The organism is Paenibacillus lentus (assembly GCF_003931855.1).
Taxonomy (GTDB): Bacteria; Bacillota; Bacilli; order Paenibacillales; family Paenibacillaceae; genus Fontibacillus; species Fontibacillus lentus.
The window spans coordinates 2,031,837-2,051,909 of sequence record NZ_CP034248.1; the positions used below are offsets into that span (position 1 = coordinate 2,031,837).

Consider the following 20,073-nt stretch of genomic DNA (forward strand, 5'->3'; position numbering starts at 1 on the left):
AATATGACCGAGTAAGCTGTTCCATAAAAAAGTGAAAATACAGCAAGGGGGAAACAAACGAAATGAAGCAAAAAAAATATTCTATTGTATTGTTGTCAGTCATGATGGTAATGTCTCTGTTTCTTGCAGCATGCGGCGGTAAAGACAATGCGTCGGGTAATGCAAACGGGGCAGATGATGCGAAGAAAGAACGAAAAACAGTAACCATTTTTCAGTTTAAAACGGAGATTGTAGAGGGGCTTAACGAATTAAAAGTTGAATTTGAGAAGGAGTACCCGGATATCAAGCTTGATATCCAGACGGTCGGCGGCGGCGCGGACTATGCTGCTTCATTGAAGACGAAGTTTGCTTCCGGTGATGCGCCTGACATTTTCTCTAATGGCGGATACACTGAGATGGAAATGTGGCTTGATAAACTGGAGGATTTGTCTGATCAGCCTTGGGTAAAGGATTTGATTCCATTGGCAGCAGAGCCAATGACCAAGGATGGTAAAGTGTATGGTATGCCGATGAACCTGGAAGGCTTCGGATATATTTATAATAAGGAATTATTTGAAAAAGCGGGCATTACCACCCTGCCAAAGACATATTCCGAGTTGGAAGCTGCGGCTAAGCAACTGCAGGAAGCGGGTATTACACCTTTCGCAAACGCTTATCAGGAATGGTGGCTTATGGGGAACCAAGGGATTAGCGTAGCCTTTGCCCAGCAGGATGACGTTGATGGTTTTATTGCAGGACTGAATGACGGAACAGCATCATTCGTCGGCAATGAGAAGTTCGAAAACTGGGCTAAATTGATGCAGCTGACGGTAGACTATGGCAACAAAAATCCATTGACAACCGACTATAACACTCAAGTTACAATGTTCGCCAATGGGGAAGCGGCCATGATGCAAGAAGGCAACTGGGCACAAACGATGATCGATGGCATTAATCCAGATATGAGCATTGGTGTGCTGCCTATGCCGCTCGGCGATGATCCAGAGGAAAATGATAAATTGACGATCGGTATTCCAGCCAACCTAGTGATCAACAAGGAATCTGATGCTAAGGAAGAAGCAAAAATATTCTTGAATTGGCTCGTAACATCGGATATAGGGAAAGAGTACATTGTAAAGAAATTTAAATTTATCCCTGCATTGTCAACGATTGAAGCAACACCGGAGGATATGGGTGACATCGGTACAGAGCTTTGGAATTACATTGAGGCAGATCAAATTTACGGATTGCAGTCCTCTAAATTTCCAGATGGGGTAGCTCAAGAGTTCGGCAGTGTCATTCAGCAATTTATTGCAGGTAAATCTGATGTGAATGGCTGGGCTGAGAACATGCAGGCAGCATGGGACAAGCTGAAATAACATAATAAATTAGTAACATCGGCTGCTTCTGAGACTTATCAAAATGTGATGAGTGAAAGGAGCAGCCTTTTCCATTCGAAATTTACTTAATTTAGAACGATCGGGAGGCACTGGCTATGAACAAATTTGCGAATCAGGTACAAATCGGCGTCGTTTATTATCCGGAGCACTGGGATCCGTCCCTGTGGGAAGAGGATGTTCAACTGATGAAGGTGACGGGCGTACGGGTCGTTCGGTTGGCGGAGTTCGCCTGGAGCCGGATGGAAAGCACTCCAGGGGTGTATCATTTCGAATGGCTGGATCAGGCGATCGATTTGTTCCATAAATACGATATCCGCGTCGTCCTTTGTACGCCGACCAATACGCCTCCACGCTGGCTGACCGAGCTTAGGCCCGATGTCCTGCCAAGGAATGCGGACGGTACCATCACTTATCCGGGCGTGCGGGGTCATCGGTGCTATAACAGCGAATCGCTGCGGGTCTACGGCTCGCGGATTATCGAAGAGATGACACAGCGCTATGCCCATCATCCTGCGGTTATCGGCTGGCAGACGGATAACGAATACTGGGTAATCGATTGCCATTGCGATGCTTGCGATAATAAATTCCAGGAATGGGTCAAGCGGAAATACGGTACGCTCGAAGTCGTTAACCGTGAATGGGGAACGGTCGTTTGGAGCGGGGAATACAGCGATTGGTCGCAGGTCGGCGTGCCATATGGAGGATCGAGACATCAGAACCCGTCCTATTTGCTGGATTTTGCCCGGTTTCAGTGGGACTCCATAGAGGAATTCCAGCGGGGTCAGCTGGATATTATACGCAGGAATTGCCCAAGCCATTTCGTGACTCATAATTTTCATACGTATCCGCAGAGGCTGAATTTGTACCAGATCGGTGCTGATTTGGATTTTGTCTCCTTCGATTATTATCCGAACACCGCGCCGGACAAGCAGTCGACCGGTCCGTACAGCGGAGCGCTGGCCCTTGATGTCACCCGCGGAATCAAGCGGCGGAACTTCTGGATTATGGAGCAGCTCAGCGGCTCGCCGGGCTGTTGGTTTCCGACGTGGCGGGCGCCGTATCCGGGCTTCATCCGCGCGTTCTCCTGGCAGGCGATCGCCAAAGGGGCTGATACGGTGGTGCATTTCCGCTGGCGCACGGCGGCCACAGGGGCCGAGCAGTTCTGGCATGGCTTAATTGATCCCAGCAATGTTCCTGGACGCAGGTTCTCTGAATTTGCCGAGCTTTGCGGAGAGGTTAACGCCTTATCCGGTAAGCTTCAGGGAACGGCTCCAAAGCATGAGGCGGCAATACTGCTGTCGCATGAGCAGCTTGAGGCGCTTTGCATCCAGCCTCAGGTGGAAGGTATGGACTATTACGAGAATGTGAAGGACTATCATCGCGCGCTGACGAAGCTGGGGATCGGCTGCGATGTCATCGAATGGACGCAGCCTTTGGACGGCTATAAAATCGTGGTTGCTCCAAGCTTCTATCTGCTAAGCGAGGAGGCTGCAGCCTCGCTGGAGCGTTTTGCAGAGGCAGGGGGCACGGTAATTGTCACGAGCCGCTCAGGGGTTAAGCATATGAACAATCAAGCGGTTATGCTGCCGCTGCCTGGACTGCTCGCGGAATGTACCGGAGTCAGGGTAGAGGAATATGATCCGATCGGTCAGGACAAGCATCGGGTCGTTAATAGCGAAGGACGCTCCTTCACCTGCTCGCAGTGGTGCGATATCCTGAGCCTGCAAGGGGCGGAAGCGATCGCTTGGTATGATGAGGATTTCTACAGCGGTGTGCCTGCTGTGACGGTGAATTCATTCGGCGGAGGGCGAGTGTATTATCTTGGTACGCATTTAGAGGAAGCTTATTTGCAGGAACTGTTCGAAAAAGAGGCAAAGGCGCATGGAATGCTGATGTTCCCTGATTTGCCGGAGGGCGTGCAAATTGTGGTGCGCAGCGGGAAATCCGCAGCTTATCTGTTCGTGTTGAACTTGAGTCGTCAGCCCCGTCAAGTCATATTGCCGGCGTCTTATCACAGCGTCCTTTATGGCAAGAGGCGGCAGGAGACGCTAAGCCTGGAGCCTTATGGTGTCGATGTAATGGAACTGCCCGCATTACCTTAAGAGAATCATACCCTGATCTTGATTTAGTCGCCTTTACGGCAGCGCCGGGTTTATCTAGTATTAAGTACAGAACGGATCGCTATACGATCGAAGAAGCAGTTATATATTTTAATGCAAATTTCATTCTATTAACTTGGCAGGGGGAATTCACGGTGACCATCATACAATTTCCGGAGAACTTTGTTTGGGGCGTATCTACCTCGGCTTATCAAATCGAAGGTTCATTGGATAAGGACGGGCGTGGCCCGAGCATCTGGGACGTTATGGCGGCAACGCCGGGTAAAATCTATCAAGGCGATGACGCAAGCATTGCCTGCGACAGCTATAACCGCTACGAGGAAGATATCCAACTGATGAAAGAGCTTGGCGTGAAAGCCTACCGATTCTCTGTATCGTGGCCGCGAATTTATCCGAACGGCTTCGGCGAGGTCAATCGCCAGGGAATAGAGCATTACAAGCGGATGGTGAAGAAACTGCTTGAGAACGGGATCGAGCCGTTCTGTACGTTGTACCACTGGGAGCTGCCGCAGTCGCTTCAGGAGAAGGGCGGCTGGGAGAATAGAGAAACGATCGACGCCTTCGTCATGTTTGCTGAAACGATGTTTCGCGAGTTTGACGGCCTAATCAAGCATTGGATGACTTTCAATGAGCCATGGTGCACCGCGATCAACGGCCATTTGCTGGGCAGGCATGCACCGTGCATTATGAATTGGCAGTCGGCCATTCAAGTGGGGCACCATTTGCTGGTTGCGCACGGCAAGACGGTGGCGAAATTCCGCGAGCTTGGAACAGCGGGCGAGATCGGCTATGCGCCAGACATTTACTGGTACGAGCCGTTCTCACGCAAACAGAAGGATATCGACGCAGCATATCGGGCATTTTCCATTTACACCTGGTTTGTGACCCCTGTATTTACAGGGAAATATCCGGAGGAGATGGCCGCTTGGATCAAGACGAAGGGCGCCGAACCCGTCATTGAGCCGGGCGACATGGAGATCATTTCGCAAAAAATAGATTTCCTTGGTCTGAACTTCTATGGCGGTAACATTGTACGGCATAAGGAAGGCAATAATTATTTGGATCTGGAGCATGTCGATCTTGGATACGATAAGTCGGATAAAGGCTGGTTCATTTTCCCCGAAGGTCTGTACTTGACCTTAAGCTGGTTGACCGAGCAGTTCGGACCGATTCCGATTTATATTACCGAGAACGGTGCCTGCTACAATGATGAGGTAGTCGATGGGAAGGTCAACGATGTTCGCCGTATTAAATTTTTGGAGAGTCATATTGCCGAGTTAGGTCGAGCGATCGAATCCGGCGTGAAGGTGAAAGGCTATCTCACTTGGTCTCTGATGGATAACTTCGAATGGGCTTTCGGATACTCCTGCCGCTTCGGTCTGATCCATGTGGATTACAGAACGCAGGTACGCACACCGAAAGAGAGTTATTACTGGTATCAAAAGCTGATTCGCAAAAACTGGTTTGAGCTGGAAAGCCGCTAAATTTGGCGAAAAAATATCATTTTACTGAAACATGCCCGCCCTCGATGCGAAGGAGCGGGCTTTTTGTCGGATTTAATTCAAATTTAAATAGTTTATAATAGTTTGAAGATTTGACAGCAGAGGTGATAGTGGCGGGATGAGGAGATGGAGATGGTTATGGCTTCCGCTTGTATTTTTGATCATTCTACTGGCGGGCTGCGAGGAGAGCAAGAAATTTACTATGGAGCAGGTGGATGTGTCGGCGAGGATCATGTCCAATGGAGATCTTTTTATACAGGAGTTATTCACCTACCGGTTCGAGGGCAGTTGGAATGGTATGACGAGGTATGTCGACCCGGAAGGGCATGAGGGAATTGAATTTTTTGAAGCGTATATTCCGCCGGACGGAAAGCATTTTGCAGACTTTACATACGACGATTTGCAGCGTCTGACCGTTGATTTTAATGAGAAAAATGATACGTATTATATTCACACGCCATCTTCAAATGAAATGAAGCGCGTATATTACCGATATCGGGTGAAGGCTGCTGCGATACGTTATACGGATACGGGCGATTTGTCATGGAGCTTTTTTAAGAACAACAATGATGATATTCAACATGTCACGATCGAATTGCAGCTGCCGAAGGATGATAGCGGGGATAGGATTTATTATTTCCTGCATGATCGTACTGGTGGCGAGGTCTTGGCCAAGGCCGGGGAAGACGGGAAAGCTTACATTCATTATTACAATGAGCTTCTCGATCAGGGAGGCACATGCCGCCGAATCCCTCTTCCAGCAGCAACGGAGGCTTCTCCAGCGGGGGCGGCGGAGGAGACGGTGGAGGAACCGGAGCTTTTTAGCTGCTGCGATATAAAGAACCTGACAGCTTGCCTGTCAGGTTCTTTGAGTTTTGATGGTGATGGGATTGGGACATTACATTTGCTCCAGCAGCACCTTCGTGATTTCCGGGTATCCGGTTACTAGGTGATGTGGCTGATGATCTGATTCCGGCGTGACGTTGCGGTGATTGAACCAGAGCACCTTCCAGCCCGCATCCAGCGCCCCGACAACATCGTTACGCCAAGAGTCGCCGATATAACAGCAGTTCTCAGGAGCCAGACCAAGCTTGTCGGTCACGTGTTGAAAGAGCCGCACATCCGGCTTCGTGAAGCCAACAGCTCCTGAGATGAATATTTGGTCTTCGGGTATCAGTTTGGTTAGAGCGAGAGCCTGGATTTTATTCATTTGGTGGTCAGGCGGGCCGTTCGTGATTACGCCGACTATGAAGTTCCTGGCTTTCAAGTCCGTGATTAGTTCCTTTACACCATCAAACAATCCAATAGCATACTGTAAGCTGAGATATTCCTCCTGCACGGCTTGAGCTTGCTCAGACGTAAGCTGTAGGTCAAATTCGGCTAAGGCCATCTGGAAGCGTTGGCGCCGCATTTGATGCAGCTCTTCGCCGTGGGTGGGCGTTCCCCCGAGCTCAGCAGACAGAGCGTCACTGAAGTACCGCATTCGGTGATAGGCTTGCTCGTATGGAAAGTCCTCTTTAGTAGCTAAAATACGGGTCAGTGCGGTGCGGAAAGGAATTAGATGATCGTACAATGTATCGTCGAGATCAAAAAATACGGCTCGTTGCTGCGAAGAAAATGTCATGAAATACAGTTCTCTCCCTTGTAATTGATAGTAGTACTAGCTCCTATTATACTGCCTACCGGGTGAGAACTGGGACTAAAATCGGCGGCTCGCTCCTCCTCCGCCGGATGAACCTCCGCCCCCGCCGCGAAAGCCGCCCCCGCCGCCTCCACCTCTACCTCCGCCCCGGCCAAGAATGGACAGGAAGAACAGGGTGAATGTTCCACGAAAAAATACGATGTCGAGGATGAGGAGAGCCCCGATGATAATGACCCAGGATATGGACATGCCGCCGCTTTCTCCCGCATCAGCGGAGCTCGGCAGTGCGACTTCTTGCGGGTTCAGCTCTCCCTCCACGCCATATTCCTTGGCAACCTCGTTATAGAGAACTTTGTACGTTTCAACAATACCTTGTCCAGCCTCCTGGTTGACAATGTAAGGTATAGTGACCTGATCGATAATCCGGCCAACTTTGCCATCCGGCAGCGCGCCTTCCAACCCGTAGCCGACCTCGATGCGAACCTGGCGGTTCCCGGGCTGGTTATCGCCCAGGGAGACTAGCAGCAGAATGCCATTGTCCAGCTTGGCATCGCCCAGCCGGTAGGTCCGCAGAGCTTGAAGCGCATACTGCTCGATGGGCTCATCCCCCAATGATGGTACGGTTAGTACGGCAATCTGGGCTTTTGTGCGATCTTCGAGCGCTCGGCCGAGTGAAAGGATGTATTGCACCTGCTCTGCAGACAGGATATGCTCGAAATCTTGAACATAGATATCCCCTTGGGGATCGGGGATCTTCGGTGCAGCGGCGGCCTCCGTACCATGGCAGATAAATACAAGCAGGCATAGAACAAGGAGTGAGAGCAAGCTTCGACTCGATCGATTTCGGCAGGTTGTGAGGCTCATGCTCATTCACCTTCCGGTATAAGATAAGCTAACTGAGAGAGAGCCGGCCGCAGCGCGGGAATCCATGAAGTATCCTCGGTTCCGAAATCAACCTCCGGATTGGTTCTTGATTCTGGTGTGGTCTCGAAATATTGCTTTTCACTGAAGCCCATGATTCGCGCGATAAATACACCAGGGAAACGGCGAACGAGTTTGTTGTATTCTGCAACTGCATTGTTATAGTCGCCCCGGGCAACAGCGATGCGGTTCTCTGTTCCAGCCAGTTCATCCATGAGCTGGGTGAACTGAGCATCTGCCTTCAGTGTCGGATAATTCTCTACGACAACGAGCAGTCGGCTGAGTGCGCCCTGAAGCTGTTGGTCAGCCGCAGCGAGCTCATCGGGGGTGCGTGCTCCGCCCAGCGCAGCCCGTGCGTTGGATACCGCTTGAATCACTTCTTTTTCATGCTCGGCATAGCCCTTGACGGTGTTGACCAGGTTGGGAATGAGATCGTATCTCCGCTGCAATTGCACATCAATTTTACTCCATTGCTGGTTTACCGTTTCCTCGGAGGTCATGAACTTATTGTAATTTCCCGCAAATAGGGTGACGCCGATGAGAATTATCGCTGCGACGATCACGATGGGAATGAGGCAGCCTTTTCCCTTTAAATTCATTAGTTGTTCCTCCTATCCTTATGTGTGTGGGGATGACCTGTTGTTTTGTTATTACTTATCTTTATACCCTGTGCTTTATTTCTAAAAACTAAACAAATTTTTGCAGTCGATTTTTACATGCTGGAAGACAAACTACTTTGCTTGGCAGCTAAACTCTGGATAGGCTTTTATGGATTATTGGTCATGACAAGCTAAGCCGTTACATGAGTGTTTACATGAAATGGCAGGGATATGGATGATAAGCGAGCATTTGTGCGGATGTTTATGAATGCGAGGTACAGGGATGATGAGCATGAAGGTAACACTGACTTAAGTAGAAGTATGCAGTCTCACTGCGTTTTCCCTTTGAGGAGCAACACTTTATAATTAGAGATGTTTTTCAAATAATATACTGAGGAGTTGACTTAAGCTTGGCTTATAATGAAGTGTTGGAGCGCCGTAATGAGCTGTTAAGAAGACAGATAGGGAAAATGCTCGCCAAGGAGAACCAATATGGATTGAAAGATCAAGAGAGTCATTTCCTCCGACGAATGATTAAAGAGCTGCATCAGACAGAATTCGAGTTAAGCGGCAAATCATTGTAATTATTGAATACAGCATGAAAATGGGGAAGTATGACGACCGTAGAGGATATGCACTCGCTGCATATCCTCTATTGGTTATTGAGAGGGTTTATCTTTTGGTGGCTGGGATAGTGGTAATTTAATTTCCGATTTCGCCGGTCGCCGCAATCTGGCCAGCTTGATGATCATTTGGTTAATGACTTCCGACAAGACGAGCCCAATGGCTATGGAGCCAGAGATCAGTAAGGCCTTAGCCGCAAGCTGAATGGCGAGGTTGTATTCACTCTCTACAAATTGCCGCATGGCATCATAGGCAAGCCCTCCGGGAACGAGCGGAATGATTCCTGAGACGCTGAAAATAATCACCGGTTTCTTGTGTAATCTGGCGAACAATTGGCTAATGACACCGACGATAAATGTTGCCACAACAGTAGCGAAGACGACATCTAGCCGCGTGGCGAGCAGGATATAGGTGATCCATCCCATCATCCCAGCCAGACCGCATTGCAGAAGCATTCGTCTTGGAGCATTAAACAGAATGCCGAAGGCAGCGGAAGCGATAAAACTAGTGATGAGGTGTAGGATAATTGATATTGGAGACAGTGATGCCATCACGTGAATTCAACTTCCTTCCAGCTAAAAAATAGTGGCTACTACAGCAATACCCGCGCCGATAGCGAAGGCGGTGAGAAAAGCTTCGGCTCCCCGGGACAAGCCTGAGACCAAATGACCAGCCATCAAATCCCTTACAGCATTTGTAATAAGGAGCCCAGGTACAAGGGGCATGACGGAGCCGATAATTATTTTATCCAGCTCTTGCCCCATTCCTAACGCAACGAAAATAACAGCCAACAGCCCGATTATAAACGAAGCGGAGAATTCCGCAAAAAATTTAACTTTGACCAATCGGTGCAGGGCGAGAAACATGGAGAAACCTGCCCCTCCGCATAGAATACCGGGAATGATGTCAGCCATGCTTCCCTTGAACATAAACGTGAAGCAGCCGCTGGCTGCAGCGGCGGTGACAATTTGTAGAAGTACCGCGTATTCGTGTCCGGCCCGATTAATGTCCATCAGCCGAATATGTGCTTGAGAAGGGGAAATGTCCCTACTTCCCAGCTTACGCGATACATCATTTACGGCAGCTACCTTTTGTAAATCGGTCGTCCGTTCAATAATGCGAGCCAGCTTGGCTGACTGCGATTCGCTGGCTTGGAACATGATTCCGGTAGGGGTGACAAAACTGTGGGAATCTTCAAGCCCCATAGCTTCGGCCATGCGAGCCATTGTATCCTCAGCGCGGTAGGTTTCTGCCCCGCTTTGCAGCATGATTTTTCCAGCCAATAGACAAAGGTCAGCCGGGTCGGAATGCTCTTGCTCAACTGCCGCATGCCCGGCTGCATGTTCGCTTGCTTCAGTTTCCATGATTTCTTGAACAGTGGTCTGGCTGTGCGCAGCATGGCCTTCGGTATCAATTATGTCCTGATTTGTACTCACGTCCGCTTTGGACATCGTCTCTTCACCTCTAGTTATTACTGTGTTCATTATATCATGATCATCCTTAATTAGGCTTTAAATCTACTTCTGGCCATGCTCGCACTGCCCGACTACGGTCGAATTGTTACTCTTGTTCCAACAGGCACAAGTGAAGAGAGGGTCAGCACGTCTTGGTTATACATACGAATACAGCCATGAGATACTGCGTGACCGATGGAGGAAGGATTGTTCGTCCCATGAATCCCATAATGGGGCTTGGATAGTCCCATCCAGAACGCTCCGAATGGGCCGCCGGGATTAGGCTGCTTATTGATGATGGCATATTCCCCGGTTGGGGTCTGTGTAAGCATTTTACCGATACCAACAGGGAAGGCTCTTACAACGGTATCTCCATCCAGCAAATACAATTGCCGATCCGATAAATCAACAATAATTCGATAATTGGGCATAGCGGATTCCTCCTACTTAGTTATAGCACGTGTTCAAAAGCCGACGATACAACACATCATATATATATTCCTGTGGAGGCTCGAATGTCCGGCAACCCGATCATATTCTACCCTATAGCTTATGATTATCCCCTTACGAACTGTAAACGCTATCACTACAATAGGGGTATACAAACAAGGGAGGTCATGAAATGAAAATAAGTTATAAATTTATGGCTTTAGTATCCATCCTGGCGCTTGTACTGGCAGGCTGCGGCGCAAAGGAGACTGCCGAAAACGGGCAAGCGGCGCCGGAGAAGGTGAAGTTGACGATCTGGCATAACTGGACTGGGCAGGATGCCAAAGCCGTCACGATGAGACAACTGATGGAGGATTTCAGAGCAGCGCATCCTGAGATCGAGCTGGAGGATGAAGGTCTCCCAACGGACGGCTTGAAGACGCGGCTAAGAACAGTAGCGGCAGCGAATGAAATGCCGGACCTGTTCGTGATGTGGCCTGATGCGATGACGAAGGAGTTTGTGAAGGGCGATTTGCTGCAGCCGATTAATGAGTTCATTGATAGCAAGCCGGAGTGGAGAGACAACTTCATTCCAAACGCACTTGATGGTTACACCGTTGATGGAGCCATTTATTCCGTGCCGATGAATCTGGCGCCAAGCTCCTTCATCTATTACAACCAAGCTATCTTTGACGAGCATGGCGTAAAGGTACCGACAACCTGGGCTGAATTGGAGGCGGCGATCGGGCATTTCAACGAGAAGGGCGTTATTCCTATGGCGCTGGGTAACAAAGCGAACTGGGTAGCACAATCCACCATATTCAGTACAATTGGCGACCGTGTTACGGGAACAGAATGGTTCCTGAAAGCAGTTGAACAAGACGGGGCTAAGTTTACAGACCCGGAATTTATCGAAGCTTTGAAAGTCATGCAAAATCTCGGGAGCATCGGTGCTTTCCAGGAAGGATTCAACAGCATTGATGAGACGCAAATGATGCAGCTTTACTCCCAGGGGAAATCGGCGATGTTCATGAACGGCGGTTGGGCGCTGGCTAATCTCGTCAACAATGCACCGGAGGAAGTGCTGGATAACACGCATATTATGATCTTACCTCCGGTGGAAGGCGGTAAAGGCGATCCGAATTCGACATCAGGTGTAGTAGGCACAGGCCTCGGTGTCAGTAAAAAATTGACCGGAGCGAAAAAAGATGCTGCTCTTGAACTGCTCTACGCCTTAGGCGGCCCAGAGGGGCAAAAAGCGACATTGGACAGCAGTACGCTAGTCAGCTATAACATCGAGCTGGATACAAGCAAGGCTCACCCACTCTTCATAGAGCTGTATGAACTGATGAAGAACGTGAAGATTAACCCAGTCTACGACTCGAAGCTGAGCTCCGCTGCCGTTGAGGTGATTAACAACGGGCTGCAAGAGCTGCTCATGGGCGGCAACCCGGAGGATATTGCCAAGAAAATTCAAGATGCCCAAGCAGGCGCGCTCGGCAAATAAACGAATAGATGATGCAATGGCCCTCCTGCATAGGAGGGCTCATATTTACCCTTTAAGGAAGTGAACCCCAATGAACCTAAGAAGTCACCGGAATTTTATCGTTCTTGCGCTTCTGCCTGCATTATTAATCTATGCCCTGTTTGTGTTCGTGCCCGTGATTTGGTCGGCCTATTACGGATTCTTTAATTGGTCAGGCATCGGAGAGGCTAAATTTATCGGCATTAAAAACTACATCGAAATTATGCAAGATCCCGTATTCTGGCGGTCGCTGAAAAACAACTTCATTTTCGTGCTTGCCGCCGTGTTTGGTCAAGTGCCTATTGCGCTCGTGCTGGCAGTTCTTTTGCATAAAAGCAATATGCTTCAGCGTTTTTTACGATCCGCTATATTTTTGCCCATGGTGCTGTCTACCGTGGTGATCGGGATGATCTGGCAGTACATCTACCATCCGCAAATCGGTATACTGAACTTTCTGCTAGAATCCCTCGGACTGGAGAGCTGGAAGCTGCAATGGTTATCGGACAATAAAATCGCGATCTACTCGCTCCTTCCGCCGCTGATATGGAGCTTTGTAGGACTGTATCTCATCATCTTTATTTCCGCGCTGCAGAATATTCCGGGTGAAGTGCATGATGCCGCCAAAATCGACGGAGCTTCAGGTCTCAGAAAGCTCGTCAGCATTTCCATTCCAATGATTTGGGGAACGATTCAGGTGGCGATTATTCTTTGCATCTCTGGCAGTTTGAAGTCGTTCGACCTTGTATATATTATGACCAAAGGTGGCCCGGCGCACGCGACGGAGCTGCTGGCTACCTATATGTACAACTCTACCTTTACCTCCTATCGATATGGGTTTGGTAGTGCCATATCGACGACAATCGTTGTCATCAGTCTGCTGCTCATCGGAACAAGCCAGTGGCTGACCAGTAGAAGAGGCAAGAAATAAGGAGGGGGAGAGATCATGAGCAGTGCAATGTTAGGTATTAGAAAAGGAAGATCATCAATATTTTGGGCATTATTAATCGCATATGGTATCGTTACGATATATCCTTTTTTTTGGTTGATTATTAGTGCATTCAAGACGAATGAAGACTTCTATAATCGTCCATTCGGACTGCCGATGAACTGGCAGTGGGAGAATTTCACCCGGGCCTGGGAAAGTGCCAAATTAGGCACGGCATTCATGAACTCATTGATTGTATCGTTGGGATCGCTTGTCGTGACATTGTTTATCGCGGCATTGGCATCCTTCGTATTGGCCCGGTTTGAGTTTCGCAGGAAAGGCATGATCATGGCCTTCTTTGTCGTCGGGATGTTGATTCCGATTCATAGCACGTTAGTACCGCTATTTATACTCCTGAAACAAATCAAGCTTTTGAATACGTATTGGGCACTCATACTACCTTACACAGCATTTGCTTTGCCGACGGCGATCTTTGTCCTGTCCGCTTACTTAATGTCAATTCCGAAGGATATTGAGGAAGCCTCTTTCATCGATGGCACAGGGGTGTGGGGCCTATTCCTTAAAGTTATCCTGCCGATGTCATTGCCGGCTTTGGCTACGGTGACGATACTGAGCTTCCTGCACTCTTGGAATGACTTCTCATTTGCACTTGTGTTCATTAGCAAGACGAGTCTGAAAACTCTCCCGCTAGGCATCGCTAATTTTGCCGACGGCTACCAGACAGACTACGGTCTGACGCTGGCGGGAATGACCATATCGGTAATACCAACGGTAATCATGTATTTGATTTTCCAGGAGCAAGTTATGAAAGGCATGACGGCGGGCGCCGTCAAAGGATAGCCGTTCGAATATTGATAATGACAACATGGGGTGGTGGATGGAATGTCTTTACGGCGAAAACTTTCAATTATGATGCTGGTTTCCATCCTGATCCCTCTGCTATTTCTAGGTTCCTTCGCATTCATTACCTCATCAAGGGTAACGGAAGAGAAGACGAAGCTGTCAGGTATTGAGACCTTAAGACAAATGGACGGGAATCTTAAATTCATTATTCAGGACGTTGAGAACATCTCGCTGTTTCTGATCAGCCAAAGCGATGTGCAGCAGTATCTAAGCGCCGCGAACGAGGATGAGAAGGTAAAGTCGCGAATTGTAGGCATGATGATGAACCTGGCCAGCTCGAAAAGCTATATTGCTGATATTTCGATCGTTTCAAGAAAATTCCCGGATACGATGTCCACGGCGACGCTGTATGAATCCGATTTGCCCAATCAGGTTAATATTCGCAAGGTAACGGATAAGATGTGGACCGGCGTGTATCAGGTCAAGGACTATTCAGGTCTTAAAAATGTCATTACCTTTATTCGCCCACTGCGCAGTACGCATAATTACAGCGATCTCGGCTGGCTGGCGATCAGTATCGACGAGAAGGCGATATCGCAATATTGGTCGCAGCCTAAACTGGGGGAAGGGAGCGGACAGGTCGCACTTCTCAATGAGCATGGGCATATTTTGTCGGCGACTGAGAAGGGTTGGCTGTCGAAACCGCTGGATGAGCTGTATCCCAAGGTTATTGACCAGTTTAGTGCCAGCCTTTACGGGAGCACAACCTACGGCGAGGGAGCGAGTAAGCAGACAATATTGCATTTTCGCGAGCCCAGCGTCGGCTGGATGCTGATCGGTTTTATTCCTTACGAGCAGTACAGTGCCCAAAATCGCTACATTTTGCAGTTAACGATCGCGGCTGTAGCGCTCGCAGTTATGATCAGCGTTGGCTTGATTCTGTTTGTCGTCCAGCGTGTAATGAATCCGCTACGGCTATTGACCCGCTTGCTGGCTAAGATTGACCCGGAAGCTCCGCTTCCACTGTTCCCGGCGGATTCGGGCGATGAAATCGGCAAGCTGGGAGCGAGCTACAACATGCTTGGCAGACATATCGAGAAGCTGAAAGCGGAGCTGATCCGAAATGAGGCGAGGAAAAAGGAGGCCGATATTCTGGCGCTGCAAGCCCAGATTAACCCGCATTTTTTGTATAACACCTTGTCCTCGATTCACTGGATTGCGCTCATGGCCGATGAGAAGCGCATTGCCGGTATGGTCGAGGCACTGAGCGATTTTTTGAGGATCAGCCTTAACCAAGGCAAGGAGTTTTATCCGGTACGGCAGGAAATGGCCCACATTCAAAATTACGCACAGGTACAGGCGATTCGCTTTCCCGACAAATTCAATATCGATTTCATCATCGATGAGAACTTGCAAAACAAATATATGCTGAAGCTGCTGCTGCAGCCTTTAGTGGAAAATGCGCTGATTCACGGTATCCAGAAAAAAGAGGGGATCGGCACGATCACCGTATATTTGGAGCAAAAGGGGAACGTCATGAGCTTCTTGGTATTGGATGACGGCATCGGCATGACCGAGGAGCGGCTGGCAGCGGTTCGGGCTAACTTACAGCCGAATGGAGAACAAGCGGAAGCGCGATTGACAACCCTAGCAAGCTATGGTCTGCGCAATGTTAATGAACGGCTTATACTGCATTATGGTTCAGATGCTAGGCTTCAAATCGAAAGCAAGCTGCATGTCGGAACAAGAGTGTCCTTTTCAATTCCGATTCTGGAGGAATACGATGAGAATCATGATAGTTGACGATGAAGTGATTATTAGAACCGGGCTGGCTCAAGTTATAAAATGGCATGAGATCGGAATCGAATTGCTGTCCCCGGCTGCCTCGGCGGAGGAAGCGTTGGAGCGGATACCGGGGGAGCGGCCGCATATATTGCTGACGGATATTCGGATGTCCGGGATGTCCGGTCTGGAATTGGCGGAAGAGGCCAGACGGATCAACCCGGATATCGAGGTGATCATTTTGTCCGGGCACGATGATTTTGTCTATACGCAGCAGGCGATCCGCCAGGATGTGTGCGACTATTTATTGAAGACGAGCAGACCGGAGGAAATCATCAAGACGGTGCTCAAAGCGAAGCGGCGCGTGCAGGAGCGTTGGGCTGCCCAAAGCCAGAATTATCATCATAAAAAAGAAGAGATCAGCCGCTCGTTTGAGCAGTGGACCGTAGATGGTCAGCCGGAAGACGGCAGGGCTCTGGCAGATCCGCTTTTCCTGCCGTCATCTATAGATGAACTGCAGATCCAGAACTGGAAGAAGCAGGTGCTGATTATTGCCGCAGACGGCTGGAACGATTCGCAATCGGAAAATTTGCTGCTCTTTGCCGTTGAAAATCTGCTGAGCGATTTGCTGACTTGCACGACGATGATCCAAAAGAAACGAATCGTGGCTGCTGTATACCTCGACCCTCGAAAATACGACATTGACGTCCCATACCGCCAAGCAATTCGCCATATTGAGATGATGATGAAATGTACGCTCTTCGTTGCTATTGGACAGCCGGTATTTCAACTGGAAAAGCTGCATGAGTCGTATTTGACCGCTGACGAGGCGTTTGGCTACCAGGTCATCATCGATCATAAAATGTGCAGCTATGAGGAGATCAAGCAGCGCAAGGGCGGTAAAACCGTCTGCACGTATGAGGAGGAAATCGAGCTATCCTCCATCCTGCTCGAGGGGGATCTCATCGCTTTGAAAAGCTGGGTGCAGCGGTTTATCAAGGAGCAGCGACAGGATCCGAATGCTACGCTGGAATCGCTGTCTGCGTGCCTGCATTCGGTTGTGATTGCCGCGCACCGCTGGCTTGAACGAGTGCTTACGGCTACCGGGAGAGAGAAGCAGCTGGAACTGGACCATCCCCCTGCACCGTTTCATTTGAAGCGCGGAGAGGTCATTATTCCTCAAGACGCGCTATTCCAGCATCTCTATTCGGTGATGAAGACTTATCATACCCAGCATGCGGAAGGACAGACAGCGCATGTTCATAAAGCGATGGCCTTTATCGAGGAGCAATTGGAGCAGGATGTCAGCTTGCAGCAGGTGGCTAAGCATGTGCATTTGCATCCGAATCATCTGAGCGAGGTGTTTAAGAAGTCAACGGGGATGACCTTTGGCGATTTCGTCAGTCGCAGGAAAATGAGCCGGGCGATGGAAATTTTATCCGTATCCCCGGCCAAGATCAGTGAAGTTGCTTCACAAGTCGGGTATGAGGATGTCAAATATTTCAGTAAAATTTTCAAAAAGCATACGGGGAAGACGCCTAGCGAATTTCGTGATGATCCTACGTTGAAGCTAGAGCCGCATGGAATGTAGACATAATTTAGTATCATATTCGTCGAAAGGGGAGAGAGGCATGGAGCTTGAAGGACTGTGGCAACTACAGCATTTTGATGTCGGTCAAGTGAAGCCTATGGATATTGCATCGCCGGGTCTTGATGATCGATTCTGGATTACGGCGCAGGTGCCGGGCGACGTTCATTCCGCATTGATTGAACGGAACATCATCGATGATCCGTATTTCGGACATAACGATGCCAAGAGCCGCTGGATTGAGCAGAAGGAATGGTGGTATCGCATCGGATTTGATTATACTTGGCCGGAGGGCGAGGATGATCATCAGCTGGAGCTGACGTTTGGCGGGCTGGATACGTATGCTACGATATATGTCAATGGCCATGAGATTGGAGCGACAAGCAATATGCTTATGGCGCATACATTTAATGTCACTCGCGTCATGAGACGCGGCTGGAACTGTATCGCTGTGAAATTTGATCCCTTACATTTGCATCATCAGGACAAGGAACAGTTCCAGTGGTCTTCCTATACGAAGGAGCGCCCCTGGATTCGTAAGGCCGCGATGAATTACGGCTGGGATTGGGGGCCGCGCATGGTTACCGTTGGCATCTGGGGCAAGGTGACGATTGAACGGCGAATCAGAGCGAAGATTGATGGCGTATACGCTCGGACGATCACAGCGGATCAGGCTCAAGCAACCGTGCGGGTCGACGTCGATGTGAAGGCTTATCGCAACAAGCGACTTTCTTATGGCGCGAATTCGTTATACGGCACCTTGTCACAGTTACCACAGATGGAATGTGAAATCCGTTTACTGAGCGAGTCTGGTGACGAAGTAGCCAGCTCTCGTCAGCCTGTGGAGGGCAAGAAGGTAACGAAGGATTTGCATGTGGATGCGCCTCGTTACTGGTGGACGCATGATTTAGGGGAGCCTTATTTATACAACCTCGAGGTGAGGCTTTTTGTCGGGGGACAGCAGGTCGATTTCTATCAGCAGCGCTTCGGAATTCGAACCATTGAATTGGAGCTGCACAATGAAGCTGGAGAATCATCCTTCGCCTTTGTGCTGAATGGGGTGAAGCTGTTCGCCAAGGGAGCAAACTGGATTCCGGTTGATCATTTTATCGGAGCGGCTCCCGATCAGAGGTATCGTCATTTGATCGAGCTCGCTGTTGATTGCAATATGAACATGCTTCGCGTATGGGCGGGCGGGATTTATGAGAAGGACGTGTTCTATGACGAATGCGACCGGCTTGGCGTGTTAGTCTGGCAGGATTTTGCCTTTGCAAATGCGCTGTTCCCGGACTTTAACCGCGACTTTATGGACAATGTCAGAGCCGAAGTGATCTATAACGTAAAACGGCTGCGTAATCGAGCTTCTCTAGCGTTATGGTGCGGCAATAACGAAATCGACTGGCTGTATGACATGAAATCTTCCGGCGGGGATATTACTTGCCCGTTCTACGGCGAGAGCATCTACCATGAGCTGATTCCTGAAGTACTGGAGGAGCTGGATGGAAGCCGGGCCTATTGGCCATCTTCGCCATTTGGCGGCAATGATGCTAATGATCCGGATATTGGAGATCGCCATAATTGGCAGGTATGGCACGGCTCCGTGTACCCGCGCAAATCCGGGGAGGCACCGCTGCTCGATTATAGTGTAGAAGGGGTTACATTTAAAAATTATAAAAAGGATTTCACCTTATTCAGCAGTGAATTCGGAATGCATGCCTCCGCTAATCGGCATACCTTGGAGAAAAATATACCCGAAGGTGAATTTTACTGGGGCAGCGTGGAAATGGCGTATCGGAATAAGGATACGAATCACCAGAAAGGGATTTTGCTCATGGAGGGCTATACCGGTATTCCGCAGACGATTGAGGAGTACATGAAATTTTCCATGTTGACGCAAGCTGAAGGCTTAAAATACGGCATCGAGCACTATCGCCGCAATAAACGCCGAACGAGCGGAACCCTGGTGTGGCAGCTCAATGACAGCTGGCCGGGGACGAGTTGGTCTGTTATTGATTATGAGCTGTTGCCGAAAGCCTCCTATTATTATATGAAGAAGTTTTATCATCCCTTGTTGCTGTCGATTCATCATGACGCTGGGCAGCCGCTTCAGATTTGGGTCGTCAATGATACATTGGAGGCTTATGAGGGCAAGGTTGTGCTGAAGGTGTATGATTATGCTGGAACAGAGGTATATAGCCAAGAATTCCCTGCTGTCCTTCCTGGCAATGCGGCCGTTCAGCTCGGCAGCTTGGTGGAAAGCGAGGTGCTTGGCGGAAGACCGGCCAACGAGGTAGTGGTTAAGTTATCCTCCGAGGGCTTTGTTGCTCCGAGCAATTTATACTATTTGCGTGATCAGAAGGATTTGGATCTGCCCCCCGCTTCATTGCAGGTTGAAATTGATGAGCAGGAGCAGAGGGTAAGCATCACGGCGAAGGATCATTTGGCACGAATGGTCGTTTTGGATTTGCCGCAAGGCCATGTAAGGTTCAGCGACAATTATTTCGATCTGCTGCCGGGCGAGAGCAAGACGGTTCATATTCGGCATTTGGATGGCGGGACTGTGCTGCTGGATCAACTGCAAGTTAGCATGCTGAATGGCTGAAGGGAATGGAGTTTAGGAGTGTAGCTCGTCTAAATAAACAAGTAAAGATTATATTATGCAACACCTGGTTACAGTATGTTACTGGGTGTTGTTTTTGTTTTGTCGAATGATAGCGAA

At 49.2% G+C, this 20,073-nt stretch carries 17 protein-coding genes; 11 read left to right on the forward strand and 6 right to left on the reverse strand.

Features of this window, described 5'->3' with window-relative positions; genetic code table 11:
- Positions 1 to 62: 62 nt before the first annotated feature.
- From EIM92_RS09115 to EIM92_RS09130, 4 genes are all read left to right on the forward strand, one after another.
- A complete protein-coding gene (locus EIM92_RS09115; protein WP_125082378.1) occupies positions 63 to 1,358 on the forward strand; it encodes an ABC transporter substrate-binding protein in 1,296 nt (431 codons plus the stop codon).
- 116 nt (positions 1,359 to 1,474) lie between these two features.
- Positions 1,475 to 3,481, forward strand: coding sequence for a beta-galactosidase (locus EIM92_RS09120; protein WP_125082379.1), 2,007 nt, complete (start codon positions 1,475 to 1,477; stop codon positions 3,479 to 3,481).
- A 152-nt stretch (positions 3,482 to 3,633) separates the two neighbouring features.
- A complete protein-coding gene (locus EIM92_RS09125; protein ID WP_125082380.1) occupies positions 3,634 to 4,983 on the forward strand; it encodes a GH1 family beta-glucosidase in 1,350 nt (449 codons plus the stop codon).
- 136 nt (positions 4,984 to 5,119) lie between these two features.
- Positions 5,120 to 5,950, forward strand: coding sequence for a DUF2207 domain-containing protein (locus tag EIM92_RS09130; protein WP_125082381.1), 831 nt, complete (start codon positions 5,120 to 5,122; stop codon positions 5,948 to 5,950).
- Here the strand turns inward: EIM92_RS09130 and EIM92_RS09135 are convergent.
- The 3 genes from EIM92_RS09135 to EIM92_RS09145 form a co-directional block, all read right to left on the reverse strand.
- Positions 5,900 to 6,625, reverse strand: coding sequence for an HAD family hydrolase (locus EIM92_RS09135; RefSeq protein ID WP_125082382.1), 726 nt, complete (start codon positions 6,623 to 6,625; stop codon positions 5,900 to 5,902). The genes EIM92_RS09130 and EIM92_RS09135 overlap by 51 nt on opposite strands.
- A gap of 75 nt (positions 6,626 to 6,700) precedes the next feature.
- Entirely contained in the window at positions 6,701 to 7,507 is an 807-nt protein-coding gene (locus EIM92_RS09140) for a TPM domain-containing protein (protein ID WP_125082383.1), read from the reverse strand.
- 2 nt (positions 7,508 to 7,509) lie between these two features.
- Entirely contained in the window at positions 7,510 to 8,163 is a 654-nt protein-coding gene (locus EIM92_RS09145) for a LemA family protein (protein WP_125082384.1), read from the reverse strand.
- Positions 8,164 to 8,573: 410 nt separating this feature from the next.
- On the opposite strand from EIM92_RS09145, the gene EIM92_RS23655 reads away from it, so the two are divergent.
- Positions 8,574 to 8,747 carry a hypothetical protein gene (locus tag EIM92_RS23655; protein ID WP_164515058.1) on the forward strand — a complete coding sequence of 58 codons (174 nt, stop codon included), beginning with the start codon at positions 8,574 to 8,576 and terminating at the stop codon, positions 8,745 to 8,747.
- A 75-nt stretch (positions 8,748 to 8,822) separates the two neighbouring features.
- Here the strand turns inward: EIM92_RS23655 and EIM92_RS09150 are convergent, their stop codons facing one another.
- The 3 genes from EIM92_RS09150 to EIM92_RS09160 all read right to left on the reverse strand — a co-directional run bounded on the left by EIM92_RS09150 (position 8,823) and on the right by EIM92_RS09160 (position 10,672).
- Positions 8,823 to 9,338 carry a threonine/serine exporter family protein gene (locus EIM92_RS09150; RefSeq protein WP_125085087.1) on the reverse strand — a complete coding sequence of 172 codons (516 nt, stop codon included), beginning with the start codon at positions 9,336 to 9,338 and terminating at the stop codon, positions 8,823 to 8,825.
- A gap of 24 nt (positions 9,339 to 9,362) precedes the next feature.
- The gene (locus EIM92_RS09155; protein ID WP_246021393.1) at positions 9,363 to 10,055 is read right to left on the reverse strand and encodes a threonine/serine exporter family protein; all 693 of its coding nucleotides are present in this window, start codon (positions 10,053 to 10,055) and stop codon (positions 9,363 to 9,365) included.
- A 278-nt stretch (positions 10,056 to 10,333) separates the two neighbouring features.
- Positions 10,334 to 10,672, reverse strand: a complete 339-nt coding sequence (locus tag EIM92_RS09160) for a L,D-transpeptidase (protein WP_125082385.1) — start codon at positions 10,670 to 10,672, stop codon at positions 10,334 to 10,336.
- 191 nt (positions 10,673 to 10,863) lie between these two features.
- Here EIM92_RS09160 and EIM92_RS09165 point away from each other — a divergent pair, with 191 nt between their 5' ends.
- The 6 genes from EIM92_RS09165 (at position 10,864) to EIM92_RS09190 (ending at position 19,956) form a co-directional block, all read left to right on the forward strand.
- Positions 10,864 to 12,177, forward strand: a complete 1,314-nt coding sequence (locus EIM92_RS09165; RefSeq protein WP_125082386.1) for an extracellular solute-binding protein — start codon at positions 10,864 to 10,866, stop codon at positions 12,175 to 12,177.
- A gap of 70 nt (positions 12,178 to 12,247) precedes the next feature.
- Complete coding sequence (locus EIM92_RS09170; protein WP_125082387.1) at positions 12,248 to 13,123, forward strand: carbohydrate ABC transporter permease; 876 nt, start codon at positions 12,248 to 12,250, stop codon at positions 13,121 to 13,123.
- 15 nt (positions 13,124 to 13,138) lie between these two features.
- A complete protein-coding gene (locus EIM92_RS09175; RefSeq protein WP_125082388.1) occupies positions 13,139 to 13,981 on the forward strand; it encodes a carbohydrate ABC transporter permease in 843 nt (280 codons plus the stop codon).
- A gap of 42 nt (positions 13,982 to 14,023) precedes the next feature.
- On the forward strand, positions 14,024 to 15,787 hold the full coding sequence (locus EIM92_RS09180; protein ID WP_125082389.1) for a cache domain-containing sensor histidine kinase: 1,764 nt from the start codon (positions 14,024 to 14,026) through the stop codon (positions 15,785 to 15,787).
- A complete protein-coding gene (locus EIM92_RS09185; RefSeq protein WP_125082390.1) occupies positions 15,768 to 17,357 on the forward strand; it encodes a response regulator in 1,590 nt (529 codons plus the stop codon). Before EIM92_RS09180 ends, EIM92_RS09185 begins: the two co-directional genes overlap by 20 nt.
- A 40-nt stretch (positions 17,358 to 17,397) precedes the next feature.
- Entirely contained in the window at positions 17,398 to 19,956 is a 2,559-nt protein-coding gene (locus EIM92_RS09190) for a beta-mannosidase (RefSeq protein WP_125082391.1), read from the forward strand.
- The last annotated feature ends 117 nt before the right edge of the window (positions 19,957 to 20,073 follow it).